The organism is Prescottella sp. GW823-FHT02E09 (assembly GCF_058797375.1).
Window position 1 is genome coordinate 538,274 of record NZ_JBXAJP010000004.1, and the last position, 26,647, is coordinate 564,920.

The following is a 26,647-nucleotide window of genomic DNA, read 5'->3' on the forward strand; positions in this document are numbered from 1 at the left end:
GCCCCGAACCGGACTGTCCGGTTCGGGGCAGACCATCCCGCGTCCGGACGGAGATGGGAAGTGCGCTTCTCGCTCAGTGGGCCGGGTCACACCCAGGGTCAGTGCACGACGGTTCCGCCGTCCGCGATGAGGACCTGACCGGTGATGTAGCTGCCCGCATCGGACGTGAGGAGCAGTGCGGGACCGACCATCTCGTCGGGATCGGCGATCCGCTTCTGCAGCGATACGGTGCGCATCGCCTCGATGGCCTCGGGCGGATTGTTGCGGACCATGTCGGTGTCGACGGATCCGGGGGCGAGCGCGTTGACCCGGATGCCGCGGGGTGCGAAGTCCGCCGCCATGGATCGGGTGAACGACAGCAGGGCGCTCTTGGCGCCCGCGTACATCGCGACCCCCGGCGAGAACATGAACGCGCCCACCGAGATCACGTTGAGGACCGCCGCGTGTGGGCTGGCCTCGAGGTGCGGCAGCGCGGCCTGGGTGAGGAACACCGGGCCCCGCAGGTTGACGTCGTAGGACTTGCTCCACGCGTCGGGCGTGAACGCGCCCAGCGGCTGCGTGAGCGGGTTCGCGGCCGCGTTGACGAGGATGTCGATGCCCCCGAAGGTGTCCGCCGAACGGTCGACCAGCGTGGTGAGGTCGTCCAGTTCACCGAGATGGGTGGGTACCCCGAGTGCGTTGCCGCCCATGTCCTTCAGGTGCTGCTCGGTCCTCGTGCACGCCTCCGCCTTGCGGCTGGCGACGACGACGTTCGCGCCCGCTGCCACGTAGGCCTCGGCGAGGGCGAGCCCGATACCGCGGGTGCCGCCGGTGACGACGGCGGTGCGGCCGGTGAGGTCGAACAGAGTGCCGAGCTTTTCACGGTTCACGGTGGATGTCCCTCTCTCGGTGTTCTACGGGTGATTCGGCGCAGCGGCCCAGGAAGGTGCGCGTCGCTCTGTGAATGCGGTGACCGCTTCGGTGAACTCGCCGCCCGTGCCGGCGAGGATCTGGGTGCGGTTCTCGAGTGCGATCGCCTGATCTATGTTCGCGGCGTCGGCGTTGGCTACCAGTACCTGCTTCGTCATCTCGAGTCCGAACGGGCTGTGGTGGCACAGGTTCTCGGCTAGTCCGAGGGCGGTGTCCAGCAGGTCGTCCGCCGGGACGAGCTGTGTCACGAATCCGATGCGTTCCGCCTCGGCGGCGTCGAACTCTCTTGCAGTGGTTATCAGTTCGGTTGCCCGTCCGCCGCCGACGATCCGGGGAAGTGTATAGCTGATTCCGATGTCGCAGCCGGAGATGCCGACCTTGATGAACTGCACGCCGAACCGTGCCGAGTCCGCGGCGATCCGGATGTCGGCTGCCGCGGCGAGCGCGAGGCCGCCGCCGAATGCGGGTCCGTTCACGGCCGCGATCACGGTCTGCGGGAGACGCCGGATTCGCGGTACCAGCGAGGCGATGTACTCCTGAGTGCGCAGCGACGCGGCGGGTGCGGTCATTCCCGCGGCGGTGGGCGCGGTCAGCGTGGTGTCCTTGAGGTCCAGGCCGGCGCAGAATCCGCGTCCGGCGCCTGTGAGTACCACGACGCGGCAGGCATTGTCGTATTCGATCGCCGACAGGGCATCGTGCAGTTCCTCGACCAGAGCGAAGCTGAGTGCGTTGAGGCGTTCCGGCCTGTCGAGGGTCAGCACGGCGACGGACGGGGTCGGCCGGAAGGTATCGATCAAGGGCATGTGCAGGCTCCGCATCGTTCGAGGGAGCGCCGGGGAGGCGCGCCCCACCATTAGCAATACACGATGTAAGGTAATTTGTCAGGAGCATGATCGGTGGACGAGGAGGCGCGCGTGACGGAGCGGGCAAGCGGGCGCGGGCGGCCGCGCGATCCGGACCGTCACCGCGCAGTCCTGGCAGCCACCACCGAACTGTTGATCGAGGAAGGCTACGAGGCGATCACGCTCGCGGCCGTCGCGCGTCGTGCGAACGTCGGACGGCCACTTCTCTATCAGTGGTGGGGGTCGAGAGCGGCTCTCGTACAGGAGGCGTTGTTTCGTCGGGAGCCGTTGTCGGCGAAAGCTGTTGCGGTGGATGCGCCGTTCCGTGTCACGTTCACCGCGATGGTCCGGGACATGGTGGCGCTGCATTCCCTTCCGGAGTACCGGCGGGGCATGCCGGGCCTGATCGCCGACATGGTGGCAGAGCCGACCCTGCAGGACGAGGCGGAGCGAAGGTTCATCGCGCCCGTGCGAGCCCGGTATGTCGAAGTCTTCGACCGGGCAATCCAATCCGGTGAGATCCGGCCCGGCGCGGACGGCGCCCTCGTGATGGACACGTTGCGCGGCGCGCTGACGACGCTGACCCTCGTGCGGCCGGACTGGAGCGAGGACGATCTCGTCGAGTACCTGGTCGGTCTGGTGCTGGACGGGGTCCGCGCCACCCGCTAGCGCGCGGGTCTACTTGGCCTGCTTGCGCCGCCGCGTGGTCAGCATCCCCACGAGCCAGCCGACCGCGAAGATCACGAGGAGCGTCAACCACAGCGGCGACGTCACCGAGATGAAGAACAGCGAGATCGACACGCTCTGCCGGTTCTGGGCCACGAAGATGATCGCCAGCACCGCGAGCGCGAGCGCACCCCACTGGGTCGGCGACACGCGGTTCAGGATCGAATCGGACTTCTGGGTGGTCATCGCCCGAGACTAGCTCTCGAACGCCGTGATTCCGATCAGATCCCCGCTGCCGCCGCGACGGTGTCGTGCACCCACTGCTCGTACCGCTCCGGCGACCAGTCGCTGTCGCGGACCAGTTGGGTGTAGGTCTCCGGGCTGAGCAGGGCCAGTGCCACGTCGACGGCCGCCGCGGTGTCCACACCGTCGGCCTTGCCGGCGAGTGCCTCCATGAGGTGTCGCTGGACGGTGCGGCGCTGGTCGAGGTTGGTGCGCCACAGTTCGGCGACCTCGGCGTCGGCCGCGGCGGCGGCGCGGACCGCGAGCAGGATGTCGGCGACGCGCTCGAGGATCAGCCGGGCGTGGTGGATCTGGATCCGCAACTGTTCCGACGGGTCGGGGGCAACGATGGCCTCGGCCACCCATTCGCGTCGGAGCGTCGCCACCGGCTCGTCGTCGCCGGCGACCGAGGCGTCCAGCAGTGAGGACAGGACGCTGCGTTTGTTCCCGAAGACGAAGTACACGCTCTGCGACGAGACGCAGGCCCGGGCCGCGATCTGCTTGATGGTGGTGGCCGCGTACCCGGTGGTGGTGAACAGGGCGCACGCCGCGTCGAGGATTTTCGCCCGCGCCGGACGCTGTCGACTACTGGTTGTCACCCCCGAACTCTAACTCTAGAGTTTTGCTCTAGAGTGCAACTCTAGTTGCGTGGACGGGCGAGAGGTGACAGGGATGAAGGCACTGGTTCTGGGTGGCTACGGCGCGGTCGGCACGCCGCTGGTGCGGTATCTGCGCGACTCCGGCGTGGACACGGTCGCGGCCGGAAGGGATCCGGCGCGCGCCGACCGGGTGCTCGATCTCGCCGACCTCGCCGCGGTCGAGGACGCCGCCGGCGGAGTCGACGTCGTGGTGAACGCGTCGGGCGCCGAGGACGTGCGGGTGGCCCGGGCCGCCGTGCGCGGCGGGGCGACGTTCGTCGACATCACGGCCACCACGTCGTACGCCCGGGAACTCGAGACGGTGCAGGGTCCGGTGCTGCTCGGTGTGGGTCTGGCGCCGGGGCTCACCGGCATGCTGGCCACCGCGGCGGCCGGATCGAGCGGCGGTGCCGTCGAGATCCTCGTCGGGCTCGGGGCGGGCGAGCATCACGGTCCCGCCGCGGCGGCCTGGACCTACAGCCTGCTCGGCACCCACTTCGACGATCCGGACGGTGGCCGGGTCCGCAACTACACCCGGGCGCGCGCGATACCGGTGCCGCCGGAGGTGTCCGCGGACTATCGCGCATTCCCCTCGTTCCGAACGGATTTCGCCGATCAGCACGCCCTCACCGAGTCCCTGGGCGTACCGGTCCGGACCTATCTCCGGTTGGATTCGCGCATGGCGACACTGGGGTTGGCGGCGCTGACGTGGACCCCGGCGTTGCGGGGCCTGGCGCCGGCGCGGATGTGGGGGAGCGATCGGTGGATCGTGCAGGCACGGGCGGCCGACGGGCCGACGCTGTGGGCGAGCGGCAGCGGGCAGTCGGACGCGACGGCGGCCGTGACGGCATGGGCGGTGCGGGGACTGGCGGACGACCCGATCGATCGACCCGCGTGGCTGCACGACCGCGCGCGGCTCGAGGACGCCCGGGTGGCGCTGGCGCACTTGCATTTCGGCATCACCGAACACGTCTTCCGATAATTCGGTTGCGCGGCCACCGACGGGTTCCTAGGGTTCACGGCATCCGGCGCAGGGCCGGTCCCTGCGCAGATGGAAGTGGTGAACTATGCCCCGGACAAACCGCCGAGTACCTTCACGTTCCCGTGAACTGCTCAGGCCGGTGATCCGAAGACGACATCGGGTCTCCAGTCCGGTGTGAGCTTCTCGCGGGATCGACATGCTCGGCAATCGCTGCCGTTCAATCGATCTCACGGAGGAGAATCCGCGTGTCCCATCGAGGCACACCAATTTCCCATCTCTCGACCTTCACCTGCATACGCTGCGGACTCGACGTGTCCTCGGCGACGCCGGACGCCGACCCGCGCACGCACTGCCCCAACTGCCTGGCGGGCAGGCACGACTCGACCGCCGAGCGGCGGTGCGGCGCGCGTACCCATCCGATCGCCATCGCCGTGCTCCGCGACGGCGACTGGATGCTGATCCATCGCTGTACCGGTTGCGACACCCTGTCGGCCAATCCTGTTGCCGGCGACGACAACCAGTTACTGCTGGTGCGGATCGCGGTGAAGCCGTTGGCGCAGCCGCCGTTCCCGCTCGAGCACCTCGCACAGTTGTAGCGCGGGGTGGTGGAGATGGCACGCAGGAACATCGGAACCGGACGACCGCAACGCGGCAAGCCGGTGCACCGGGACGGACCGGCGCGGCGGGGTTCGTCGTTCCGGTGCGTCGGGTGCGGGCTGGACGTGCCCATGCACGCCCCCGGCACCGCCCATCGCAACCACTGCCCGCACTGTCTGTGCAGTCGGCACGTGGACCGGGACGTGCCCGGCGACCGGGCGTCGTCGTGTCGGGGACGGATGGACCCGATCTCGATCAGCGTGCGTGACGGCGGCGAATGGGTGATCATCCATCGCTGCGCCGGATGCGGCTGGATCGGCTCGAACCGGACTGCCGGCGACGACAATTCGCTGGCGCTGGTCCGGATCGCGGTGCGCCCGATCGCGCGTACCGGGGTCCTGTTCGGCTAGCGCGGGTTCCGGCTCGAGGTCAGGTGTTCCGTCGTCGCGTCGTCGGCGGGGTAGAACGCCTCGATCGCGAGTTCGGCCACCGTCACGTCCAGTGGGGTGCCGAACACCGTTGTCGTGCTGAAGAACGACAACTCGCCGTCGGGCGTCCGCACCCGCAGCGGGACCACCAGCGCGTGGCCGCCCGCTGTGGGTGCGGGCGGTCCGTCGCCGGGGTAGCCGGACAACTCGTCGTGCAGTGCGCGCAGTTTCGGATCGCCGGTGGCCGCGGCCTGCCACTGCGCCAGGTTGGCGATCCGGGGAGCCATGCCGTCCGGGTGCAGGCTCAGCCGGAGCACGTTGACGGGCGGCTCGAGCAGCCATGCGGCGCAGCCGGCGGTGAGCAACCCGATCGCGTCGTTGCCGTCCACCAGGTTCCAGTGCCGGTCCACCACCACCGCAGGATACGGCCGGTGCGCACCGAGCACCTTCGCGATGGCGTCGGCGATCGATGCCATGGGGACATCGGTGAGCCGGTGCTCGGGATACGCGGGCGCGAAGCCGCCGGCCAGCAGCAGCGAGTTGCGTTCCCGCAGTGGAATGTCGAGTTGCTCGCTGAGTCTCAGGAGCATCGACCGGGTGGGCCGCGAGCGGCCGGTCTCGACGAAACTGACGTGCCGTGCGGAGACGTCGGCGCGATTCGCCAGATCCAGCTGCGTCATCCGGCGGCGTTCGCGCCAGCTCCGCAGCATGTCGCCGGCCGATTCGGCGGGCCGCTCGTGCACTGTCGTCACGATCGTCACAGTAGGCGGGCGGGAGAAGCGCTGCCACTACCTCGGAGGTAATCGACCGGTGCCACCGGCGGCGGCAGTGTGGTTGCCGGACGGCCACCCGGGTCGTCGAAAACGGGAGAGGGAGATCGGTCATGGACGAGTTCACACAGTTGGCGCAGCGGTACATCGACGTGTGGAACGAGACGGACGCGGACAAGCGCGGCGCCCTCGTGGCGGCGCTGTGGGCCGAGTCCGGCCGCTACGTCGATCCGCTGGGTCGGGCGGACGGCCCCGCCGAGATCGACGCGACCATCGGTGCGGTGCAGCAGCAGTTCGGCGGCATGCGGTTCACTCTCGCCGGCCCGGTGGACGCGCACCACGATCAGGCCCGGTTCACGTGGGAACTCGGCCCGGTCGACGCCGAGCCGCTGATCGTCGGATTCGACGTGATCGAGCGTGACGAGGACGGTCGGCTGAGTCAGGTGCTCGGCTTCCTGGACAAGGTGCCGACGGCCTGACGGCGGGGGTGTCCGGGCGCTGATCGCCGGTCACGAACGCCGTGCTCTGATCCGATTGCCGTGCAGAACCCGCCCGATAGGGGCAATGTGGACAGCAAGCGCAGCGCGGCGTCGACGCGGAAAACGCCTGCTCGGATTGTCCGGGCGGGCGTTTCCGGCCTTCCGCGCGGCAGAAGGGAGGGCCTGGCTTGGATTTCCAGACCTTGTGGGATTTCGTGTTCGAGCGGCGGCAGCAGCTGCTCACGGACTCGTACCTGCATGTCAGTGCCGTCGTCCAGTCGGTGGTGATCGCCGGGATCATCGCCGTCCTGATCGGGATCGCCGTCTATCGCAGTCCCATCGGGTCGGCGGTCGCGACCGGGCTCGCGAGCACGATCCTGACGTTGCCCTCGTTCGCCCTGCTGGGCCTGCTCATCCCGATTCTCGGGCTCGGTGTGGCACCCACGGTGACGGCGCTGGTGCTGTACGCGCTGCTGCCCATCATCCGTAACACGATCATCGGCCTGGCCTCGGTCGACCCCGCGATCACCGATGCCGCCCGCGGGGTCGGGATGAACCGGCTGCGCGTCCTGGGCCGCATCGAACTGCCGCTGGCCTGGCCGTCGATCCTCGCCGGGATCCGGGTCAGCACCCAGATGCTGATGGGCATCCTCGCGATCGCGGCCTACGCCAAGGGCCCGGGCCTGGGAAACCTCATCTTCTCCGGGCTGTCCCGCGTCGGCAGCCCCACCGCGGTGCCGCAGGCGCTCACCGGAACCGTGCTCATCGTCATTCTCGCGCTCGTCCTCGACGGACTGCTGGTCCTCGTCGGGCGCCTCACCACCTCGAGGGGGATCCGTGACTGACCTGCTACCCGCCGAAGAACAGACCGGCAAGGGTGTCGAGATCGTGCTCGACGACGTCGTCAAGCAGTACCCCGGACAGGGCGACGCCGCCGTCGACGGGGTGTCGATGACGATTCCCGCCGGCGAGATCGTCGTGTTCGTCGGACCGTCGGGCTGCGGGAAGACCACCACGATGCGGATGATCAACCGGCTGATCGAGCCGACGTCGGGGAAGATCACGATCGCCGGCCGCGACACCCATTCGATCGACCCGGACCGGCTGCGACGGGGGATCGGCTACTCGATCCAGCAGGCCGGGCTGTTCCCGCACCTCACCGTCGCCAAGAACGTGGCCACCGTCCCGGGCCTGGTCGGGTGGGACAAGAAACGCATCGCCGAGCGCACCGACGAGATGCTCGACCTGGTGGGCCTCGACCCCGACACCTACCGCGACCGGTTCCCGCGTCAGCTGTCCGGCGGTCAGCAGCAGCGCGTCGGTGTGGCCCGGGCGCTGGCCGCCGACCCGCCGGTGCTGTTGATGGACGAGCCGTTCGGCGCCGTGGACCCGATCACGCGCGGACTGTTGCAGGACGAGCTGATGCGCCTGCAGTCGGAGCTCGGCAAGACCATCGTGTTCGTCACCCACGACTTCAACGAGGCCGTCAAGCTCGGCGATCGAATCGCCGTGCTGGGCAGCCAGTCCCACATCATGCAGTACGACACCCCGGAGGCGATCCTGGCGAATCCCGCCAACGACATGGTCGCCGGGTTCGTGGGGGCGGACGCCTCACTCAAGCAGCTCACGCTCACCCGGGTGCGGGACGTCGAGATGACGGACTGCCCCACGGCGTACCGGGACGGATCGGTGGCCGACCTGCGCCGGGCGCTCGCGGAACAGGACGCCCACTGGGGCCTGATCCTGGATCACCGCGACCGTCCGCTGCGGTGGGTCTCCCCGGCGCAGCTCGCGTCGGCGGCGTCGTTGCAGGACATCGGCGAGCCGGTGGGGGAACTGGTCTCGGTGCAGTCGACGCTGCAGGACGCCCTCGAGGCGCTGCTGGTGCAGAGCAGCGCGTCGGCGGCGGTCACCGGGCGGCGCGGCGAGTTCGTCGGGCTCATCACGATCGACACCCTGGTGCAGGCGCTCCAGGAGATGCGGGAGGAACACGCCGACGACCACGTCGACCGCGTCGCAGACGATCATGCTGCAGCCGAGGACTCGTCGAAATGACCACGCAGACACCGGCCGCCGCGCAGCGCGCCGAACGGGCCAGGCTGCTGGTGCAGCCGCTGCTCGTGCTCGCGCTGGTCGGGGGCGTGCTGGGGTGGGCCTTCACCCGCGATCTCACCGCCACCCAGCAGGCGAGTATCAGCATCGGCAACATCGCGACCCTGACGTGGCAGCACGTGCTCATCACCGTCGTGGTGGTGCTGATCGTGCTCGCGCTCGCGGTGCCGCTCGGCACCCTCGTCACCCGACCCGGATTCACCAAGCTGGCACCGATATTCGTCGGTATCGCCAACATCGGTGCGTCCGCGCCGGCGATCGGACTGCTGGTGCTGTTCTATCTCGCGACGCGGACGACGGGCTTCTGGATCGGCGTGCTGCCCATCGCGTTCTACTCGTTGCTGCCGGTGCTGCGGAATACGATCCTCGGCTACCAGGAGGTGGATCCGGCGCTCGTCGACGCGGGACGCGGACAGGGGATGTCGGCGCTCGCGGTGCTGCGGCGGGTGGAGTTCCCGTTGGCGGTGCCCTACATCCTGGCCGGGCTGCGGACCTCGCTGGTTCTCGCGGTCGGTACCGCGACCCTGTGCTTCCTGGTGAGCGCGGGCGGTCTCGGGATTCTCATCGACACCGGATACAAGCTGCGCGACAACGTGACCCTCGTCGTCGGTGCGGTCCTGGCGGTCGCGTTGGCGCTGCTGGTCGACTGGGTGGGTGCCCTCGCGGAGACGTACCTCGGGCCGAAGGGACTGCGTTGACATGACGGCGATCGGACGCGTTCTGGCCGGTACCGCGGTGGTGCTCGCGACCACCCTGCTCGCGTCGTGCGGCCTCGAGTCCGGCGGCGCCCTGCCGCTGAAGGTGGGCCCGGACCGCATCCAGCCGGTGCCGGAACTCGACGGGGCCCGGATCACGGTCGGCTCCAAGGACTTCACCGAGCAGATCATCCTCGGTTACATCATCGAGTTCGCGCTGTCCGCCGCCGGTGCCGACGTCCGCGACCTGACGAACATCCAGGGCTCCAACAGCACCCGCGACGCGCAGTTGGCCGGGCAGATCGACGTGAGCTACGAGTACACCGGCACCGGATGGATCAACTACCTCGGTCACGAGCAGCCGATCCCGGACTCGCAGGCCCAGTTCGAGGCCGTCCGGGACGAGGACCTCGCACGCAACGGCATGGTGTGGACCGACCCGGCACCGATGAACAACACGTACGCGCTGGCCACCAGTCGGGCGACCGCGGAGCGGACCGGCGTGCGCACGCTGTCCGACTACGCGGCTCTGGTGGAGCGGGATCCGGCGGCTGCCGCGACGTGTGTCGAGACCGAGTTCAACGTCCGGCAGGACGGCTTCCCCGGCATGGCGGCGGCGTACGGGTTCGATCCGGCGCGTGCCGACCGGCGGATTCTGCAGACCGGCATCATCTATCAGGCCACCGCCGACGGCAGCCAGTGCAAGTTCGGTGAGGTGTTCACCACCGACGGCCGGATCGCGGCCCTGGACCTGGTGGTGCTCGAGGACGACCGGCAGTTCTTCCCGAAGTACAACCCGGCGCTGACGATGCGGGCGGACTTCGCCGAGCAGTACCCGGAGGTGGCCGAGGTGATGGCCCCGATCTCGGCGGTGCTGTCCGACGAGGCGATCACCGAGCTCAACCGGAAGGTGGACGTCGACGGCAAGGATCCGGCGGCCGTGGCCCGGCAGTGGTTGGTGGACCAGGGATTCGTGACGGCGCGGGACTGAGGTCACACCATTTCGGTCAGGCGGTCCGCACCGTCGACGAGGAGCGGAACCGCAAGGGCGGCGCCAGAGCCCTCTCAGCGCCCGGCCTGGACGAGGTCGCGCACGTGCGGGAACACCTCGCCCGCCAGGTATCGCAGCGACGGCTCGTCGGTGGGCCCGCCGAGGATGAACGTATCGAAGCCGTGATCGAGCGCGAGCGAGGACAGCGCCCGGGGCAGGTTCTCGACGTCGATCTCGTCGCCGACGTTGAGGACGCGCCGGATGCTCGACGGGTCGCGGCCCGCGGCGGTGGCCGCAGCGTCGATGGCCGCAGCGGCCGAGGCGATCCCGTCGGCGTCGACGTAGCCGAGCGAGGGCAGCCAGCCGTCGCCGATCTCCCCGATCAGTCGGAGCATGCGGGGTTTGTAGCCGCCGATCCAGATGCCGACCGGGTGCGCGGGCACGGGGCCGGGATGGACGCCGTCGACGGAGTAGAACTCGCCGTCGAACCGGATCGACCGCTCGCCGCTCCACATCAGCCGGATCACCGATACCGCCTCGCGGAGGGCCTGCACCGACTCCCCGGGCGTGCGGCGCTCGCCGCCCATCGCCGCGATCGCGTCCCAGAAGGCGCCCGCGCCGAGTCCGAGTTCGACACGGCCGTCGCTGAGGAGGTCGAGGCTCGCGGCGGCCTTCGCGAGCACCGCGGGCGGGCGTAGCGGCAGACTGGCGACGTCCGGGAACACCGTCAACTTCTCGGTGCGAGCGGCGATGGCGGACAACAGCGTCCACGCATCGAGGAACCGCCGCTGATACGGGTGGTCCTGGATGCCGACGAGGTCGAAGCCGACGCGGTCCAGTACTGCCGCGGTATCGAGGATGCCCTGCGCCGCGCTCGCGTCGGGCACCAGGAAGTAGCCGAACCGGATGTCGTTGCCGTAGTCGGGCATTGCGGACTCCTTCGTCGGGTGACGATCCCCTCCCACGATAGGTGGGTGCCGGCCGATCCGAGTGCCGAAAGAATCGACAACCCGGGGTTGACGATTCTCGATCGTCAACCTACGGTTGTCGCATGACTGATCCGACGCGCATGTCGAACCCCGTGCGGCTCGACGATCTCATCGAAGCCATCAAGAAGGTGCACACCGATGCCCTCGAGCAACTGACCGACGCGGTCCTCGCCGCCGAGCACCTCGACGAGGTGGCCGACCATCTGATCGGGCACTTCGTGGACCAGGCTCGACGCTCCGGCGCATCCTGGACCGACATCGGCCGCAGCATGGGGGTGACCAAGCAGGCCGCGCAGAAGCGTTTCGTGCCGAAGGGCCCCGAGGAGCCGTCCGACCTCGACGCGAGTCAGGGCTTCAGCAGGTTCACCCCCCGCGCCCGCAACGTCGTCATGGCGGCGCAGAACGAGGCCCGGGCGGCGGGAAACGACCAGATCACGCCGGAGCACGTCGTGCTGGGACTCCTGTCGGATCCGGAGTCGATCGCGATGAAAGCGCTTGCCTCGCAGGGCATCGAACAGGACGCGGTCCGCGATGCGGCCACCGCCGTCCTGCCCGCCCGGGTGGAGGAGCTGCCCGATCTCATCCCGTTCGACGCCGGCGCCCGCAAGGCCCTCGAGCTCACGTTCCGGGAGGCGCTCCGGCTCGGCCACAACTACATCGGCACCGAGCATGTGCTCCTCGCGCTGCTCGAACTCGAGGACCGCGCCGGTGTGCTCGCCGAGTTGGGGGTCGACAAGGCCGCTGTCGACACCTACATCGCGGAGACGCTCGCCGTGATCCTCGCCGCGCAGGAGCAGGGAGAGTAGTCCTGCGCGCGAACGCTATTGGGCGAAACGCAGGATCGCCGCGGCGGGCACCTCGTCGGGCACGTCGCCCGAGCGCACGGCGAGCACCTTCGCACCGGTGAGCAGTGCCCGCCGGGCGATCTCGTCCACCACGCCGTACTCGTGGTTGCCGTTCAACTCGGCGAGGTCGACGGTGCCGGTCTCCGGATCGACCGTTCCCGGCACGATGCCCTCGATGTCGACGAAGAGCGTCTCGATCCGGCCGAACGTCGCCGACCGCGCGACGTCGGAGATCTCGACCTGCGCCCGGCCCTTCGACCGCAGGTCGTCGAACTGCTTGCGGGTGCTCGCGAGTTGCTGGGCGTAGTAGCCGTCGAGGACCGCGCGGGTGGCCTGGGCGATCTGCTCGTCGGTCATTTCTTCCGGATTGCCGTGAATGCCGTCGTCGAGCAGCTTGTGATAGTTGTTCACCGAACGGTAGATGGAGGCCGTCGGTTCGGCGGCGGCCAGGATGAGGGGAATGTCCCGCCCGGTGAGCACGCTGCGCAGTTCGTGGTCGATGGCGCGGGCGTACTCGCGCACGCGCAGCTTGCGTCCCTCGTCGCCCTGCACGCGGCCGTGCACCCGACCCGGCGGGGTCCGCCCGAGCGACCGCACGCCCGCGTAGCTCGCGGCGTCCTTGGGGAGCCCCGGCACCTCGACCGTCGTGGGGGGCTGATCGGCCGTGACCTCGATCAACCGGACGGATCCCTCGGCGAGCGCCAGCACGTACGCGGTCTGTGGGAACGTCACCGTCCGCAGCAAGGGCTTGATGTAGAAGCGGTCGCTGACGATGCCGCATGCTCCGAGTCGGTTCGGCAGCCGGTAGCGCCGGAGCCGATCCGCCGTGGCGAGGACGACCAGCGTGCGCGCCTGGTACCGCCAGAACGCCTCGTCCTCGATCAGGTCGTCGAATGCTTGCTCGAATGCCGCCCGTTCCTTGTGGTCGTCGATCTGTTCGAGCGCGGTCTTGACCTGGTTGGTGAACTCGAGCCGGCTCTTGCCCGGATCCTGGATGTCGTCCTCGGTGGGCGTGTAGATCGAGATGCAGGTCTGGCCCTCGACCTCGGCGAGACGGCGAACCTCGGCATGACTCGGAATATCGCTGTAGAGCATTCCTCGACCTCCCGGTAGTTGGTCGCTTTCAGCGTACCCAGGACGACGAGGTCCCGGCAGGGGTTTGTTCGCGGCCACGGCGCCCGGCCGAGCGCCCACTCCTGCCCGCTCCGTGGAAGGAACTCTGGACCGGACGGGCTTCCGATCGGTAATGATCTGGGGCAGTGGAGACTTGGAGGAGATATGGGGCAACTGGAAGGTCGGACGGCGTTCGTGACCGGTGCCGCGCGGGGTCAGGGTCGCGCTCACGCGCTGGCACTGGCCGCGGAGGGCGCCGACGTGTTCAGGACGCTGCGCGCGGTGGCCCCGCACATGATCGAGCGGGGCTACGGACGCATCGTCGCGAGGTCGTCGATGGGCGGGCACACGGGCATCCCCAACCTCGCGCACTACGTGTCCGCGAAGTGGGGCGGGATCGGCCTGGTGAAGACGCTCGCGCTCGAGCTCGCCCGCTACGGGATCACCGTCAACGCCGTGTGCGCGGGCTCGGTCGACACCCCGAGGGTCCACAACGAGGCCTTCTACGGGCTGTTCGCCCCGGACGTGGAGAACCCGACCCGGGAGACCGTCGAGTCGCGTTACGCGTCGATCACCCGATGCGGGTGCCGTGGGTGGCGCCGGAGGGCATCGCCCACGCGGTCCTGTACCTGGTCTCGGAGCAGGCGCGGTACGTCACCGGGACGTCGCTCGACGTCAGCGCGGGCAGTTCGGCGCCGATGCCCTGACGTCCCGGCCGGCGGGCTCCGGAGATCGATACCCGAAGGGGGACAACGGTTACGGTGTCAGCGTGTGGCGGGCAGCGCGAACAGGTCGGCGGCGGCCGCGACGGTCCGGGCCACCACGTCGGCCCGGTCGGGATCGAGTCCGTGCCGTCCGCCCTCGATCAACAGCAGGGGGTGCTCGGCGGGGATCAGGGCGAGGGCGGTGCGCATCTCGTCGGGCGTGCCGAACGGGTCCCGGTCGCCGTGCACGAACAGCGAGGGATTGCGCAGGTCCGGTAGGTGTTCGGTGCGCTGCTTCTCCGGTTTCGCCGGTGAGTGCAGCGGATACGACAGCAGTACAAGCCCGTCCGCGAGGTCGGGGCGCTCGGCGGCGAGCATCGTGGACTGGCGGCCGCCGTACGAGTGACCGGCCAGCAGCATCGGGCCGTCGGCGAGCGCGCGGATCGCGTCGGCGGCCGCGACGATGCCGTCGCGGTCGGCGCCCGCGTGCGCCCGGTTCGGCGGGCCCGACGGCTGCCGCTGCCGGAACGGGAGGTTGTAGCGCAGCACCAGCAGGCCACGCTCCGCGAATCCGGCCGCCATGGCTTGCAACAGCTTTGCCTCGCAGTCGCCGCCCGCGCCGTGGGCGAGGGCGAGCTTGCCGATCGCGTCGCCCGCGGGGCGGTGCAGGTAACCGAACACCCCGTCGGTGTCGAGGAGGACCGGTTCGTCGAGCGCGCTCATGACCATCGAGGTTACCGTGGAACGGTGCAGCGACCGCGGGTGTTGGTCACCGGGGCCACCGGGTACATCGGTGGCCGTCTCGCCCCGCGCCTGCTCGCGGCCGGGTACGACGTGCGGGTCCTGGTGCGGTCGCCGGAGAAGCTGCGAGACGTGCCGTGGGCGAAACAGGTGGAGATCGTCCGCGGGGATCTGGGCGATCCGGACTCGCTGACCGCGGCCACCGCCGACATGGATGTCGTCTACTTCCTCGTGCACTCGATGGGGACGTCGGCGGAGTTCGTGGAGACGGAACGGGTCGGGGCGTCCCACCTGGCAGCCGCGGCGAAGGCGAGCGGCGTCGGGCGCATCGTCTATCTGGGCGGTCTGCACCCCGAGGGCACCGAGCTGTCGCCGCACATGCGCTCGCGGGCGCAGGTGGGACGCATCCTCGTGGATTCCGGGATCCCGACGATGGTGCTGCAGGCCGGTGTCGTCATCGGTTCCGGGTCGGCGTCGTTCGAGATGATCCGGCACTTGACGAACCGATTGCCGGTGATGACCACCCCGAAGTGGGTGAACAACCGGATCCAGCCGATCGCGGTGCGCGATGTCCTCTACTACTTGGTGGCGGCGGCCGAGGCCCCGCTGCCGCACAGTCGCGCCTTCGACATCGGCGGCCCCGACGTCCTGACGTACGGCGACATGATGAAGGTGTACGCCGACGTGGCGGGTCTGCGCCGGCGCCGTGTCCTGGTGCTGCCGGTGCTCACCCCGCGGCTGGCGGGGTTGTGGATCGGGCTGGTGACGCCCATTCCGAGTTCGCTGGGGCGGGCGCTGATCGAGTCGCTGCACAACGACGCGGTCGCCGCGAACCGCGACATCGACGACGTGATCCCGCCCCCGGCGGAGGGGCTGACGCCGTACCGGCAGGCCGTCCGGCTGGCGCTGCGCCGCATCCGGAACGGCGAGGTGGAGACCAACTGGGCCAGCGCCTCGCCGGTGGGGGCGCCGTCGGATCCGCTTCCGTCCGACCCGAACTGGGCGGGGGAGGCGGTCTACACCGACGAGCGCAGCGCCGGGTGCGACGCGGACGCCGACACGTTGTGGCGGGTGCTCGAGAGCATCGGCGGCGAGAACGGCTGGTACTCGTTCCCGCTCGCGTGGGTGATCCGGGGCTGGCTGGACCGGCTCGTCGGCGGGGTGGGCCTCACTCGCGGCCGGCGGGACGCGCGGCACCTCAACACCGGGGACCCCCTGGACTTCTGGCGTGTCGAGGAGATCGACCGCGGCACGTTGCTGCGGCTGCGCGCGGAGATGCGGACGCCGGGCGGGGCCTGGTTGGAATGGCGCGTGCGCCCCGACGGGCCGTACCGTTCCCGGCTCGAGCAGCGCGCCATCTTCTTTCCGAAAGGTGTTGCGGGAAGGCTCTACTGGTACTCGATCCTGCCGTTCCACGGGATCATCTTCAAGGGCATGCTCGCCAACATCACCGGCGCCGCGGCGCGGGAGTACGCGGCGGCCGGTTAGCTATTGACAGAATACTGTCAAGGTGACAGTCTTCTGTCATGACTGAAACAGTGCATGTAGCCGTGTACGACACCTTCGTCGACTGGGAGATCGGTCTCGCGATCGACCACATCAACAAGCCGATGTGGCACAAGGATCCGGGCCGCCTCGCCGTGGCCACCGTCGGCGCCACGGCGGACCCGATCGTGACGATGGGCGGGATGCGGGTCCTGCCCGACACCACGCTGGACGCGATCGGGCCGCAGGGCAGCGCGATGCTGATCCTGGCCGGCAACGACATCTGGAACACCGAGCAGTTCACGCCGTTCGCGGCGAAGGCCCGCGAGTTCCTCGCCGCGGGGGTGCCGGTGGCCGCGATCTGCGGAGCGACCGGCGGACTGGCCCTGGCCGGCCTCCTCGACGACCGCGAGCACACCAGTAACGCTGCGGAGTTCCTGAACTCGGTCGGCTACAAGGGCGGGCACCTGTACCGCGATGAGCCGGCCGTCACCGATCGCGACCTCATCACCGGCGCGGCCAATGCGCCGGTCCACTTCGCGCGGGAGATCCTCCAGCGCCTGGACGTGTTCGAACCGGCCGTGCTGGCGTCGTGGTTCAAGCTGTACGGGCACCGCGATCCCGCCGGCTTCTACGAACTGATGGCGGAATGAGCGGACGGGACGACCAGGATCTGCTGAGCGGGCTCGCGCTCGGCTCGTTCCGCCTCAACGGCCAGTTCCTCGAGGTCGCCGAGGGACTGGCCCGCCCGGTGGGGCTCACCGCCGCGTGGTGGCAGGTCCTCGGCGCCGTCCTGCGGCAGCCGCTGTCGGTGGCCGACATCGCCCGGGACATGGGCATCACCCGGCAGAGCGTGCAACGGATCGCCGATCTGCTGGTCGACCGCGGACTCGCCGAGTACCAGCCCAACCCGGCGCACCGTCGCGCCAAGCTCGTCACGCCCACGCAGGAAGGACGTCGGGCGGTGTCGGGGATCGACCCCGCCCACGCCGCGTTCGCCGACCGGCTGGCGCGGGCCATGGGTCGGGACGAGCTGGCCGATGCGCTCGCGTCGATCCGGCGGCTGTCGGACGTCCTCGACGAACTGGCGCGCGAAGGGTGATCCCGAGCGGGCGCGCCGTTAGCGGGACCCGGCCGGATCCTGACGCGTACGCTGGCACTCGCTCGGAGTTCGGAAGTCTCCCCTCCTCGGAGGTGCTGCCATGCGGTACTCCGCCGCTTGTCGCCCGTTCGTCCGCACTGCGATGGTGATGGTCTCCTTGGCGATTCCGCTCGGCTCGTCCGGGATGTCGACGGCAACTCCGGCTTCGCCTCGGCCAGCAATGTTCCAGGTCCCGGTGACGTTCGTATCGGCGTGCAGCACTGTTGGTTTCATATGCTGGGTGCCGAACAAGGTTGCGGCGGTGACGCCGTCGTCGACGGTGGTGGCGCCGGGGGTGGTGACTTTCGCGGCGGCGCCGTCGGCGACGGTAATCACCACCTACTCCACGCTCGACTGCATCGATGTGTCGATCGCGTGGCGGAACTTGGCGACGGGCGCCACCGGCGACACCGTTCTTCGTGCACTGACGGCCGACGGGTCCGGTCGACGTCCCACGCCCGACGAGTTGTGTCGGTATGTCCCCGCGACGGTGGAGACCGGAAGCGGCACGGTCGTCGCGTCCGTCGACGTCTCCAACTCGGTCCATCCACCCCGGTCCGACCTCTGGCCGCAGGTGCAGGTCCACGTCGGGTTCGGGATGCTCGAGGTCTTCTAGTGCCAGAGTTCCTCGGCGCGACCGAACCCGGCGTCCGGTCAGACCGTGCAGAGCGGGGCGATGTCGCCGCGTCCGCCGGTCGCGGGCGAGGTGAGCAGTAGACAGGAGTTGTAGCCGCGCGACTCGACGACGCTGCGGATCTGCTGCCAGCCCTCGGCGCTCACCGCGGGGGTGCGCGACAGCACGAACCCGGACACGCGCATCGGGTCGCCGACCAAAGCCCACGAGTAGTCGTCGGCGATGTAGGTGACCACGTAGTTGGTGGGGCCGTCGGGGGAGTTCTGGAACGGCACCGACGGGAAGCTCACGTGCAGTTGGGCGTTGGTGACCGGGTCGTTGACACGGGCGTTGCCCACGATGCCGTTGGTCCTGCCGCTCCACGTGGTGCACGAGTTGTTCACGCTGACGTTGGACGCGTCGAGCACGCCGTACGTGGCGCGGGTGTCGCGGGCGCAGTCCAGGTTGAACGGCTGCGGCACGGCGGCGAGCTGGTACCAGGTGCCGACGTAGCGTTCGATGTCGAGCGTCGGGATCGGTGCCAGCGGCTGCCACAGGTCGGCCGATCCGGTGGGCTGGGCCGAGGCGGGCGCACCGACGAGCAGTGCGGCGGCGGCAGCGGCGAACAATCCGGCGGTGATTTTCCTGGTGGCGCGCATGGCGGTCCTTTCCGAGGGGAGGCGGTCACCCGGTATTCGGAGCCGCCTCCCGCCCGGATCGGTCCGGATGATCACTTTCTTTCAGCGGTGCAGCAGGTTGGCGCCGGCGATGATCGCGGCCCGCGCCGAGGAGTTGCAGTCGTCGGCGATGGCCATCGCCCAGCGACGCTCGCCCTCGTGCTCGCACAGCAGGAACGTCGCGGTGCCCGCGTCGGTGCGCTGCTGGTGGAACGAGAGGATCTCGAGCTGGAAACCGGCGTCGTACAGCATCGACGTCAGCGCCGCGATGGGGCCGGTGGCCGTCGCGGACGCCGACGAGATGGTGTCGCCGAGCCCGAGGGTGGCGGTGTACGTGTGCCGGCCGGCGCCGAGGTGCTCCGACGTCCAGCTGCCCAGACGGACGGGGCCGCCGGTGGGGGCGAAGCGCTCGGTGAACTCGGCCCAGGTCAGGCCCTGTGCCTGGGCGCGCATGTCGCGCGGCAGCGGGAGGCCGAAGCGGAGGGAGAACGGATCGTCGGAGAACGACGCGGTGCTGGTGGCGAAAGCCTGGGAGGTGCGCATTTTCGGGGGTCTTCCTGAAGTGAAGGAAGGACCGACAAGTAGATAGCTCAACGACCCGCAGCGAGGGGTCGGTCCGAATCAGACCCCGCTACGGCGGTGAACTACTACCTGAATGCGCTGCATGACCGAGGAGTCTAAGCGCGACTCCCGGGAAGACGCAACCGCCGCCTCTCGCCCCGGAGTGACACACCGATGTCCTGAGGAGCCTCGATGAACGCCGTATCGACTTGATCAGGCAGAACGAACGGGCGGCTGGTCCCCTGACAGCCAGGGTGCAGCACGCAAGTGCGTCGAGCCCCCGTCTCCCGGGCAGGGGCTCGACGCACTTGCAGCTACCGATCGGATCGTCAGCCGAGGCTCTGCCAGCCGCCACCCTCACGCGACGCCGTGCCGAGACCGACCAACATGACGTTGCCGAAGATGAACACGAGATCGAGCATCCCATCGAAGTACTTTCCGAGCATGATGTGTCTCCTTACGAGAGTGCTTTGAGGAAGTCAGTGCCGAGCTTGCCGGAACCGGCGCCACCCATCCACGAGCCTGACACCACTGCAAGTAGATCCGTCAAGAGCTGTCGGAAATCCACGTCGAAGTCTCCTTATCTGTGAGGTTTCTGATCTGGTTTAGACCGGTACACCCAGCGACAGCGTCACGGGTCGCTGCACCAAGAGCATGTACAGCATCGGAACCATCTGCGTCACGGTTTGGCCGAGTGAGCTGGTTGCGTTCTGGATCGAGAGCATCGTTCCTCCGTTGTTTTTGCGATCTGCTAGGAATATTCGTTGCCGGACATGGTGTTCAGGCCCGTGAGCGATCCACCGAGGATCGGCGCGAGTCCCGTCACGAATACGCGCAGGGCAGTGAAAAAGTCGACAGACATGTGATTCCTTTCCAGAGGGTGTGTGTCTGTATGAGTGCGCATCGCCCTCGGCGAAGGAGGCGTCGAGGGTAATGAGCAACGCAGTTGAATTAGGCAGTTGAATCAGATCGTGACGCCGGAAGTCCCCTGTGACACACTGCAAGCTATTACGAATTAATCGAATGCGTCAAAGATTCCGCAAATCTACTGACCGGTAATTTTCCGACCAAACAAACTGTCGGGGATCTATAGGCACTCCGGTCGTGTTAGCAAAATGGCGGATGGCGTTAATTTTGAACTGCAGTACAATTGAATCCGCGTCGGAGTGGGATGCTTCTGGACGTTTGCCTGTCATCGGGAAATAGATGCAGGGTATGGCTGTCCTCGGGATCATTCTGCAACGTGCTGATACCTCTCATCTCGACGTGCCCCAGGCCGGATGCGGTGACGCCCAGGTTTCTTTGCAGACTTCGCAAAACCGACACATGGTTCGCGTGGGAGTCGGCGGGGAACCCTCAGCCGCGCACGCCGGTGATCTCGTCGGGCGCGTGCGGCAGTTCGGCGCTGGTCGTGATCTGGCCGTTCTCGTAGTCGACGGCGTGGATCCGCCGGGTGGCGGGATCGGTGACGTACGCGGTGAGGCCCTGCACGAACAGTGCCGGACGCGGCGACTGCCACTCGTCGGGCTCGGTCCACGGGGCGATGACGGGCACGGTCCGGATCGTCGTGCCGGTGGCAGGGTCGAGCACGTGTAGCGCGCCGTCCGTGCCGAGGACCAGGGCCTCGCCGAACATTCCACGGCCCAGCGACCGGAAGGTGTAGCTGGTGCCGATATCCACCAGCCGCAGCTCACCCGTGACGGTGTCGGTGAGCGACACGCGCTGTGGACGCTCGAGCTTCGCGTCGGGATCGCTCTTGTAGTCGCCGAGCACCACGGTGGACTCCTCGGAACCGGCCTGATTGCCGATCCGCCCGTACGGGTCGGGGCTGGTCACCTTGGTGATCGCGCCGTTCCGGTAGATCAGCAGTCCGTCCTGGCAGCCGAACACGACGGCCTCGTCGGCGGCGACGGCCTCCCCGTGCACACCGGGGCACTGCTCGTTGCGGGTCACCTCGTTGCGTGCTGCGTCCAGCACGACGATGCCGGTGCGGGTCTTCTCGTCGCCGACCGTGGTGATCAGGCCGCCGTCGGCGAGTTCGACGGCGACGCCGTGGTGCGCGTGCGGGGTCGTGAACGTCGTCGTCTCCGGGGTGCCGTCCGCCAGCGCGGCCGGATCGAACGAGTCGATGCGGCCGGTGCCGTCGTCGAACAGCACGGTCCGGCCCGCGTGCCGCACGACGTGTCCGGGCTTGTCGGCGGCGAACGTGATGTCGGTGAGGGCCGGGGCGGCCGTGTAGTGGTGCGCGTGGTCGCCGTGCGCCTCCGACCACGTGCCGGTGTCGAGGACGCGGAAGCCGCCCTCGGTGGAGACGATCACGTGCCGCTCGTCGCCGGCCGGGTTGATGCGGTTGAACCCGGCGAGCTCGGATTCACCCGCCACCGAGAGGGTTTCGGCGTCGACGACGAGGACGCCGCCGTCGTAGGTGAGGGCGAGGCGCGGGGTGGCGGAGCGGGCCTGCGACGGCTCGGCCGTCGCGGAGGCGCTGTCGGCGGAGGCGGTTTCGGTGGTGGTGCCGTCGGCGGTGGACGAGCAGCCGGCGAGCAGGGCCGCGCACGTCGCGACCGAGGCGGCGAGCGTGAGGCGTCGGGGTGTGGGTTCGATGCGGATCATGCCGCAAGGTCTATCGGGTAATGAAAATCATTGTCAAAGTCGAAGATCTGCATTTGTGCATGTGAGGGGGAGCGTCGTGGCGGTATCGGCGTCCGGCGCGGGGCCGGACGCCGATACCACCACGCATCAGTCCGACGCCGTGTCCGCGGTCCGGCCGAGGTGGCGGGCGAAGAACCGGGCCGAGCTGTCGCGCTCGTGTTCGGGCACCTGGAAGTACTTCCCCGGGTGGGCGTGCAGGGTCTTCTCCGGCGAGGCGAAGGCGTCGAACAGGGCGAGCCCGGATGCGCGGTCGATCTCCTCGTCGTCCCACGGAATCCGATACTCGACCGGCACGGTGATCTGTCGTGCCGCCTCGATCAGGGCGTCGTTCACGAACACCGCACCGATGCTCAGTGCGGAGATCCGGGGTTCGACCGTCGCCAGCATCAGTCCGGTCGCGACGCCCAATGTCATGCCGCCGTAGCCGATCGGCGCGTCGGCGCCGATCTCGGGCAGCGCCTGCAGGGCGTCCAGGATTGCCTGCCATTCCGGCACCGCACGCCCCGCCAGCGACATGTTGTAGTCGACGACGATGGGGGCGAGTGGCTCGCCCGCCGCCCGGGCCCGATGGATGGCCTCGACCCACCGTTGATCCTGGAGGTTTCGTGGCCGGTCGCCGTGGCCGGGCGCGTCGATGGCGGCGACGGTGAAGCCCTGGTCGGTGACGCTGCGCAGTGCTCCGGCTACGAGCCCCGGTGCCTTCTTGTGCATACCGCCGGAATGCCCCGACAGCAGCAGCGGTGCGCCGACGGTTCCGGATGCGGGTGACCAGAGCACGCCGGTGATCTCGTCCAGCGTGAAAGTGCGTTCGACGACACCGTTCGACGATGTCTCGGAAGTGAAATGCATGGTGTTGCCTTTCGGGAGTGCCTTGTTCTTCGGCGCTCCCGGCGACAGCTACGTCAATCGCCCGACCGTGCACACGAGTGGGAGCACCCACATGTTCGTTGCGTACATGGGTCTCACCTCCTGGTGTGATGTCACGGTCGCGCACACGCTATCAACGTGTGTCGAATCGCGTCCAACTATTTTCTCGGCCTCGTCAGGCCGCCGGCTCCGATTCGGCGCGGAGCAGTTCGTAGTCTGCGGGATCGACGACACGGGTGCGCCGCCGGTAGTCCCAGGACGATCCCGGCCAGAGCGCGTGGTTGGACCCGCGCGCGTCCAGGTACCAGCTGGCGCAGCCGCCCGTGCTCCACACGCCGCGCGAGAGTCGTTCCCGCAGTGTCGAATCGAATGCATCCTGGATCTCGGCGCGCACCTCCAGGCCGTGTGCGGCGTGCTGTTCGACCAGTCGCATCGCGTCGAGTGCGTGCGCGATCTGCGCCTCGATCATGACGATCACCGAGTTGTGGCCCAGGCCGGTGTTGGGGCCCGACAGGAAGAACGCGTTCGGCATGCCGGCGATCGTGACCCCCAGGTGGGTGCGGACACCGTCCCGCTGCCAGCGTTCGAGCAGGCTGACGCCGCCGCGGCCCACGAGTTGGATCCGGTTCAGGGCCCCGGCGACGCGGAAGCCCGTCGCGTAGACGATCGCGTCCACCGGCCGGTGGGTGCCGTCGGCGGTGACGATCCCGTCCGGGCGGATCTCGGTGATCGCGTCGGTGACGAGCGTCGTGTCCGGTCGGGCGAGGGCGGGGTAGAAGTCGTTGGAGCGCAGGATCCGCTTGCAGCCGATCCGGTAGTCCGGTGTCAGCTCCGCGCGAAGGTGGGGATCGGCGACCTGCCGTCGCAGGTGTCGGCGGGCCCGCGCCTCGGTCGCGGCCAGGAGCCGGGGCTGCCGGCCGAGGCCCAGGGACAGCGCCTCCGCCGCCCAGTAGGTGGCCGCGCGGAACAACCGGCGGGCCGGCGCGCTCCGGCGGCTCAGCGCCACCGCCGCACGGTGCCGCCGACGCGGCAGTACCCACGCCGGGGTGCGCTGGAAGACGTGCAGCTGCGCGGCGGCGCGGGCGAGCTGCGGTGCCAGCTGCACCCCGCTGGCGCCGGTACCGATCAGTGCCACCCGCTTGCCGGTGAGGTCGACGTCGTCGCGCCACGCCGCCGAGTGCATGCTGGTCCCCGTGAATGTCTCGGTGCCGGGGATGCGGGGCAGCCGCGGCACGTTCAGCGCGCCCGACGCGATCACCAGGTACTGCGCCGCGTACTCGCGTCCGGTGCTGTCGAAAACGTGCCAGCGGCAGTCGTTCTCGTTCCAGCGTGCACCCACGACCGTGGTCCCGAACTCGATGCGGTCCGCGAGGCCGTGGCGGTCGGTGAGCTGGGACAGGTAGTCCAGGATTTCGGGCTGCGTCGCGTGCGATGACGTCCAATCCGGCTTGGGTGCAAAGGAATATGAGTACAGCACGGATGGGATGTCGCATTCGCAGCCCGGGTAGGTGTTCTGCCGCCACGTGCCGCCGACGGCGTCGGCCTGCTCGAGGATCAGGAAGTCGTGCTCGCCGCGGCGAGTGAGCTCGAGCGCCATCCCGAGTCCGGCGAATCCGGCGCCGACGATCAGCACCCGGGTGCGGCGAACCTGCTCCTGCGACACGCTGCGTTCCGATCCGTGAGGTTTCGCGCAGCGCCTCCCCTCACCGCCTGACGTCAGCAGTGTGCAACTTGAACGGTGTTCAAGACAAATCGGTCGGGCGGGTCAGGCCACCTCGTCCTCGCCGCCGGGGGCGACTTTCCGCAGCCCACGGTAGGCCTCCTCGGGTGTCCGGCGGCCGGCGACGACGGCCTCCACCTCCGCGGCGATCGGCATCTCGACGCCGTAGTCGCGGGCCAGTTCCATCACCGTCGGCGCGGTCTTCACGCCCTCGGCCACCTGCCCCAGTTTCTCCACCGCCTCGTCGACGGTGAGCCCGCGCGCGATGGCCTCGCCGACGCGCCGGTTGCGCGACGCCGGGCTCATGCACGTGGCGATGAGGTCGCCGACACCGGTGAGTCCCGCGAAGGTGCGCGGGTTGGCGCCCATCGCCTCGCCCATGCGGGTCATCTCCGCGAGTCCGCGCGCGAGCACCATCGCGCGGGTGTTGTCGCCGACGCCCAGACCGTCGGCCATCCCCGACGCGATCGCCACGATGTTCTTGAGCACCCCGCCGAGTTCGCAGCCGAGGACGTCGGTGTTGCGGTAGACGCGGAAGACCTTGGACGCGAACAGCGGCTGCAGTGCGGTCGCGACGTCCACGTCCTGCGTCGCGACCACGGACGCCGCGGCCAGGCCGTCGGCGATCTCGCGGGCGATGTTGGGCCCGGCGAGCAGTCCGACGGGGTGGCCGGGCAGGCATTCGGAGATCACCTCGGTGGGCCGCTGCCGGGTGCCCGGCTCGAGCCCCTTCGCGAGCGAGAGCACCGGCACCCACGCGCGCACCTCGTTGGAGATCAGGCTCAGCGTGCTGCGGATGGCGTGCGACGGCACCCCCACCACCAGGACGTCGGCCTCGTTCGCGGCCTCGACGATGTCGGACGTCGCGCGCAGGCTCTCGGGCAGCTCGTGCTCGCCGAGGTAGCGGGAGTTGCGGTGCTCGGTGTTGATCTCGTCGGCCGTCTCGGGATTCCGCGACCACAGCAGGGTCGGGGTGTTGTGGGCCGCGAGCTTGGCGACGGTGGTGCCCCACGACCCGGAGCCGAGCACCACGACGCGAACCGGGCGGGCCATCAGCGATCACCCGCTCGGGGGGTGCCTTCGAGATATGCGGTCATGGCTCCAGGTTGACACCCCGGCACGTTCCCCGGCGGATGATTCGGGAACTCCGCGCTGCCGCGCCGTACGCCCGTGCCCGCGCCGGGCGTTCGTCCCGTTCGGTGCCACAGTTTCGTCGAGTCGATCGTGTGGTCCCGGCCGACGAGGTCGATGTGCCGATCGGTGAGGCCCGCCGCGGGGGCGAGGGCCACTGCCTCGGCATAGGTGCAACTGCTGGTGGGGAGGATCGGATCCTCGCCGGCGGGTCCCGTCGCAATCTCGTAGACCGAGAGCGGTTCCGGGTGCGCCGCATGAAACAGTGCGCCCCTGTCGTCGTCGGTGCAGGTCAGTGCGAGGTCGGCGATCAGGCCACCGAGGTCGTCCACGGCAATGAGCGACAGCAGAGCGGCGCCGCCGCCCACCCACGCCCGTGTCCTTCCCAGGATGTGCCGCAGGCCGGGCAGGAACCAGCGATCGCCCCGGCCGTGGATGAATCCGGGCCTGACGGTGGTCCCGCCGTGGGCGCGGACCATCCGATCTGCTGCCGCACGGGTGGCGCTGAGGGTGGTGACGGGATCCGGTTCGCGGGTGTCTTCGACCACGCCCCGGAACGGGCCCTGGCCGTAGACACCGATGGTGCTGAGGTTGATGACGAAGTCGATCGACCGGGCCTCGGCCGCCGCGAGCACGTTTCGCGTTCCCCGATAATTGACCTCCTCGCACAGGTCCTCGTCCGGGCCCGTGTAACCGGCCGCGTGGACGATCACATCGACGCCCGCGAGTGCCGGCCCCAGGGCCCGTGGATCGCCGATGTCGGCCTGAACGTATCGGACGCCCCGTCGCGGTGACTCCGGTGGACGCCTCACCAAGGCGGTCACTTCGCAGCCGGATGCGGCCAGTGCCCGTAGAGTGGCACCGCCGATGAAACCGGACGCCCCGAACAGCGCTACGTGGGGGTGGTTTTCGCCCGTTCCGTCGTGCCGCGGTGTCACTGCGCGTGTCCGGGGATGTCGGCGGGCGCGAGCGCCGTGGTGGTGTGTCCGATGCGGGGTCGAACGGAGAAGGGATCGA

At 69.1% G+C, this 26,647-nt stretch carries 30 protein-coding genes and 1 pseudogene; 16 read left to right on the forward strand and 15 right to left on the reverse strand.

Going from position 1 to position 26,647, the window contains the following annotated elements; all coding sequences use genetic code 11:
* Positions 1-98 precede the first annotated feature (98 nt).
* Both AC1RIF_RS13170 and AC1RIF_RS13175 read right to left on the reverse strand, forming a co-directional pair.
* Positions 99-869, reverse strand: coding sequence for an SDR family NAD(P)-dependent oxidoreductase (locus tag AC1RIF_RS13170; protein WP_492601798.1), 771 nt, complete (start codon positions 867-869; stop codon positions 99-101).
* A 24-nt stretch (positions 870-893) separates the two neighbouring features.
* The gene (locus AC1RIF_RS13175) at positions 894-1,712 is read right to left on the reverse strand and encodes an enoyl-CoA hydratase-related protein (RefSeq protein WP_492601799.1); all 819 of its coding nucleotides are present in this window, start codon (positions 1,710-1,712) and stop codon (positions 894-896) included.
* A gap of 111 nt (positions 1,713-1,823) precedes the next feature.
* Between AC1RIF_RS13175 and AC1RIF_RS13180 the strand changes: the two genes are divergently transcribed.
* Positions 1,824-2,420 (forward strand): TetR/AcrR family transcriptional regulator, encoded by a 597-nt coding sequence (locus tag AC1RIF_RS13180; protein ID WP_492601800.1) that lies wholly within the window; start codon positions 1,824-1,826, stop codon positions 2,418-2,420.
* 9 nt (positions 2,421-2,429) lie between these two features.
* Here AC1RIF_RS13180 and AC1RIF_RS13185 read toward each other — a convergent pair whose 3' ends face one another.
* Positions 2,430-2,663 (reverse strand): lipopolysaccharide assembly protein LapA domain-containing protein, encoded by a 234-nt coding sequence (locus tag AC1RIF_RS13185; protein WP_492601801.1) that lies wholly within the window; start codon positions 2,661-2,663, stop codon positions 2,430-2,432.
* 35 nt (positions 2,664-2,698) lie between these two features.
* On the reverse strand, positions 2,699-3,298 hold the full coding sequence (locus tag AC1RIF_RS13190; RefSeq protein ID WP_492601802.1) for a TetR/AcrR family transcriptional regulator: 600 nt from the start codon (positions 3,296-3,298) through the stop codon (positions 2,699-2,701).
* 73 nt (positions 3,299-3,371) lie between these two features.
* On the opposite strand from AC1RIF_RS13190, the gene AC1RIF_RS13195 reads away from it, so the two are divergent.
* The 3 genes from AC1RIF_RS13195 (at position 3,372) to AC1RIF_RS13205 (ending at position 5,326) form a co-directional block, all read left to right on the forward strand.
* Positions 3,372-4,319, forward strand: a complete 948-nt coding sequence (locus AC1RIF_RS13195; RefSeq protein WP_492601803.1) for an NAD-dependent epimerase/dehydratase family protein — start codon at positions 3,372-3,374, stop codon at positions 4,317-4,319.
* A 245-nt stretch (positions 4,320-4,564) separates the two neighbouring features.
* Positions 4,565-4,915 (forward strand): RNHCP domain-containing protein, encoded by a 351-nt coding sequence (locus AC1RIF_RS13200; protein WP_492601804.1) that lies wholly within the window; start codon positions 4,565-4,567, stop codon positions 4,913-4,915.
* Between the two features lie 15 nt (positions 4,916-4,930).
* On the forward strand, positions 4,931-5,326 hold the full coding sequence (locus AC1RIF_RS13205) for an RNHCP domain-containing protein (RefSeq protein ID WP_492601805.1): 396 nt from the start codon (positions 4,931-4,933) through the stop codon (positions 5,324-5,326).
* Here AC1RIF_RS13205 and AC1RIF_RS13210 read toward each other — a convergent pair.
* On the reverse strand, positions 5,323-6,096 hold the full coding sequence (locus tag AC1RIF_RS13210; RefSeq protein ID WP_492601806.1) for a helix-turn-helix domain-containing protein: 774 nt from the start codon (positions 6,094-6,096) through the stop codon (positions 5,323-5,325). The genes AC1RIF_RS13205 and AC1RIF_RS13210 overlap by 4 nt on opposite strands.
* Before the next feature lie 131 nt (positions 6,097-6,227).
* On the opposite strand from AC1RIF_RS13210, the gene AC1RIF_RS13215 reads away from it, so the two are divergent.
* The 5 genes from AC1RIF_RS13215 to AC1RIF_RS13235 all read left to right on the forward strand — a co-directional run bounded on the left by AC1RIF_RS13215 (position 6,228) and on the right by AC1RIF_RS13235 (position 10,391).
* Complete coding sequence (locus AC1RIF_RS13215) at positions 6,228-6,593, forward strand: nuclear transport factor 2 family protein (protein ID WP_492601807.1); 366 nt, start codon at positions 6,228-6,230, stop codon at positions 6,591-6,593.
* Positions 6,594-6,781: 188 nt separating this feature from the next.
* On the forward strand, positions 6,782-7,438 hold the full coding sequence (locus AC1RIF_RS13220) for an ABC transporter permease (RefSeq protein ID WP_114723965.1): 657 nt from the start codon (positions 6,782-6,784) through the stop codon (positions 7,436-7,438).
* Positions 7,431-8,648, forward strand: coding sequence for an ABC transporter ATP-binding protein (locus AC1RIF_RS13225; RefSeq protein ID WP_492601808.1), 1,218 nt, complete (start codon positions 7,431-7,433; stop codon positions 8,646-8,648). The genes AC1RIF_RS13220 and AC1RIF_RS13225 overlap by 8 nt, the downstream gene beginning before the upstream one ends.
* Positions 8,645-9,403 carry an ABC transporter permease gene (locus AC1RIF_RS13230; protein ID WP_492601809.1) on the forward strand — a complete coding sequence of 253 codons (759 nt, stop codon included), beginning with the start codon at positions 8,645-8,647 and terminating at the stop codon, positions 9,401-9,403. The genes AC1RIF_RS13225 and AC1RIF_RS13230 overlap by 4 nt, the downstream gene beginning before the upstream one ends.
* A 1-nt stretch (position 9,404) precedes the next feature.
* Positions 9,405-10,391: a glycine betaine ABC transporter substrate-binding protein gene (locus tag AC1RIF_RS13235; RefSeq protein WP_492601810.1), complete on the forward strand. Its 987-nt coding sequence runs from the start codon at positions 9,405-9,407 to the stop codon at positions 10,389-10,391.
* Positions 10,392-10,465: 74 nt separating this feature from the next.
* On the opposite strand, the gene AC1RIF_RS13240 is transcribed toward AC1RIF_RS13235, so the two are convergent.
* Entirely contained in the window at positions 10,466-11,320 is an 855-nt protein-coding gene (locus tag AC1RIF_RS13240; RefSeq protein ID WP_492601811.1) for an LLM class flavin-dependent oxidoreductase, read from the reverse strand.
* 122 nt (positions 11,321-11,442) lie between these two features.
* Here AC1RIF_RS13240 and AC1RIF_RS13245 point away from each other — a divergent pair, with 122 nt between their 5' ends.
* Complete coding sequence (locus tag AC1RIF_RS13245) at positions 11,443-12,186, forward strand: Clp protease N-terminal domain-containing protein (RefSeq protein WP_492601812.1); 744 nt, start codon at positions 11,443-11,445, stop codon at positions 12,184-12,186.
* Between the two features lie 15 nt (positions 12,187-12,201).
* On the opposite strand, the gene AC1RIF_RS13250 is transcribed toward AC1RIF_RS13245, so the two are convergent.
* A complete protein-coding gene (locus tag AC1RIF_RS13250; RefSeq protein WP_492601813.1) occupies positions 12,202-13,320 on the reverse strand; it encodes a baeRF11 domain-containing protein in 1,119 nt (372 codons plus the stop codon).
* A 183-nt stretch (positions 13,321-13,503) separates the two neighbouring features.
* Between AC1RIF_RS13250 and AC1RIF_RS27235 the strand changes: the two are divergent.
* Together AC1RIF_RS27235 and AC1RIF_RS13260 are read left to right on the forward strand one after the other, a co-directional pair.
* Positions 13,504-13,773, forward strand: a pseudogene (locus AC1RIF_RS27235) (SDR family NAD(P)-dependent oxidoreductase); the annotation flags it as partial.
* 143 nt (positions 13,774-13,916) lie between these two features.
* A complete protein-coding gene (locus AC1RIF_RS13260; protein ID WP_492601894.1) occupies positions 13,917-14,045 on the forward strand; it encodes a hypothetical protein in 129 nt (42 codons plus the stop codon).
* Positions 14,046-14,102: 57 nt separating this feature from the next.
* On the opposite strand, the gene AC1RIF_RS13265 is transcribed toward AC1RIF_RS13260, so the two are convergent.
* Complete coding sequence (locus tag AC1RIF_RS13265; RefSeq protein ID WP_492601814.1) at positions 14,103-14,765, reverse strand: alpha/beta hydrolase family protein; 663 nt, start codon at positions 14,763-14,765, stop codon at positions 14,103-14,105.
* A gap of 24 nt (positions 14,766-14,789) precedes the next feature.
* Here AC1RIF_RS13265 and AC1RIF_RS13270 point away from each other — a divergent pair, with 24 nt between their 5' ends.
* The 4 genes from AC1RIF_RS13270 to AC1RIF_RS13285 all read left to right on the forward strand — a co-directional run bounded on the left by AC1RIF_RS13270 (position 14,790) and on the right by AC1RIF_RS13285 (position 18,025).
* Positions 14,790-16,271 carry an SDR family oxidoreductase gene (locus tag AC1RIF_RS13270; RefSeq protein ID WP_492601815.1) on the forward strand — a complete coding sequence of 494 codons (1,482 nt, stop codon included), beginning with the start codon at positions 14,790-14,792 and terminating at the stop codon, positions 16,269-16,271.
* Between the two features lie 38 nt (positions 16,272-16,309).
* Positions 16,310-16,921, forward strand: coding sequence for a DJ-1/PfpI family protein (locus AC1RIF_RS13275; protein ID WP_492601816.1), 612 nt, complete (start codon positions 16,310-16,312; stop codon positions 16,919-16,921).
* On the forward strand, positions 16,918-17,370 hold the full coding sequence (locus AC1RIF_RS13280; protein WP_492601817.1) for a MarR family winged helix-turn-helix transcriptional regulator: 453 nt from the start codon (positions 16,918-16,920) through the stop codon (positions 17,368-17,370). Before AC1RIF_RS13275 ends, AC1RIF_RS13280 begins: the two co-directional genes overlap by 4 nt.
* 280 nt (positions 17,371-17,650) lie before the next feature.
* Positions 17,651-18,025 (forward strand): hypothetical protein, encoded by a 375-nt coding sequence (locus AC1RIF_RS13285; protein WP_492601818.1) that lies wholly within the window; start codon positions 17,651-17,653, stop codon positions 18,023-18,025.
* Positions 18,026-18,063: 38 nt separating this feature from the next.
* On the opposite strand, the gene AC1RIF_RS13290 is transcribed toward AC1RIF_RS13285, so the two are convergent.
* The 7 genes from AC1RIF_RS13290 to AC1RIF_RS13320 form a co-directional block, all read right to left on the reverse strand.
* Positions 18,064-18,681: a lipocalin family protein gene (locus AC1RIF_RS13290; RefSeq protein WP_492601819.1), complete on the reverse strand. Its 618-nt coding sequence runs from the start codon at positions 18,679-18,681 to the stop codon at positions 18,064-18,066.
* An 81-nt stretch (positions 18,682-18,762) separates the two neighbouring features.
* Positions 18,763-19,242, reverse strand: a complete 480-nt coding sequence (locus tag AC1RIF_RS13295) for a 2-isopropylmalate synthase (protein ID WP_492601820.1) — start codon at positions 19,240-19,242, stop codon at positions 18,763-18,765.
* A 1,374-nt stretch (positions 19,243-20,616) separates the two neighbouring features.
* Positions 20,617-21,873 carry a zinc metallochaperone AztD gene (gene aztD, locus AC1RIF_RS13300; RefSeq protein WP_492601821.1) on the reverse strand — a complete coding sequence of 419 codons (1,257 nt, stop codon included), beginning with the start codon at positions 21,871-21,873 and terminating at the stop codon, positions 20,617-20,619.
* 126 nt (positions 21,874-21,999) lie between these two features.
* A complete protein-coding gene (locus AC1RIF_RS13305; protein WP_492601822.1) occupies positions 22,000-22,761 on the reverse strand; it encodes an alpha/beta hydrolase family protein in 762 nt (253 codons plus the stop codon).
* Positions 22,762-22,954: 193 nt separating this feature from the next.
* Positions 22,955-24,442, reverse strand: coding sequence for a flavin-containing monooxygenase (locus AC1RIF_RS13310; RefSeq protein WP_492601823.1), 1,488 nt, complete (start codon positions 24,440-24,442; stop codon positions 22,955-22,957).
* 102 nt (positions 24,443-24,544) lie between these two features.
* On the reverse strand, positions 24,545-25,552 hold the full coding sequence (locus AC1RIF_RS13315; RefSeq protein ID WP_492601824.1) for an NAD(P)H-dependent glycerol-3-phosphate dehydrogenase: 1,008 nt from the start codon (positions 25,550-25,552) through the stop codon (positions 24,545-24,547).
* Complete coding sequence (locus AC1RIF_RS13320; RefSeq protein WP_492601825.1) at positions 25,552-26,568, reverse strand: NAD-dependent epimerase/dehydratase family protein; 1,017 nt, start codon at positions 26,566-26,568, stop codon at positions 25,552-25,554. The genes AC1RIF_RS13315 and AC1RIF_RS13320 overlap by 1 nt, the downstream gene beginning before the upstream one ends.
* Positions 26,569-26,647: the final 79 nt, after the last annotated feature.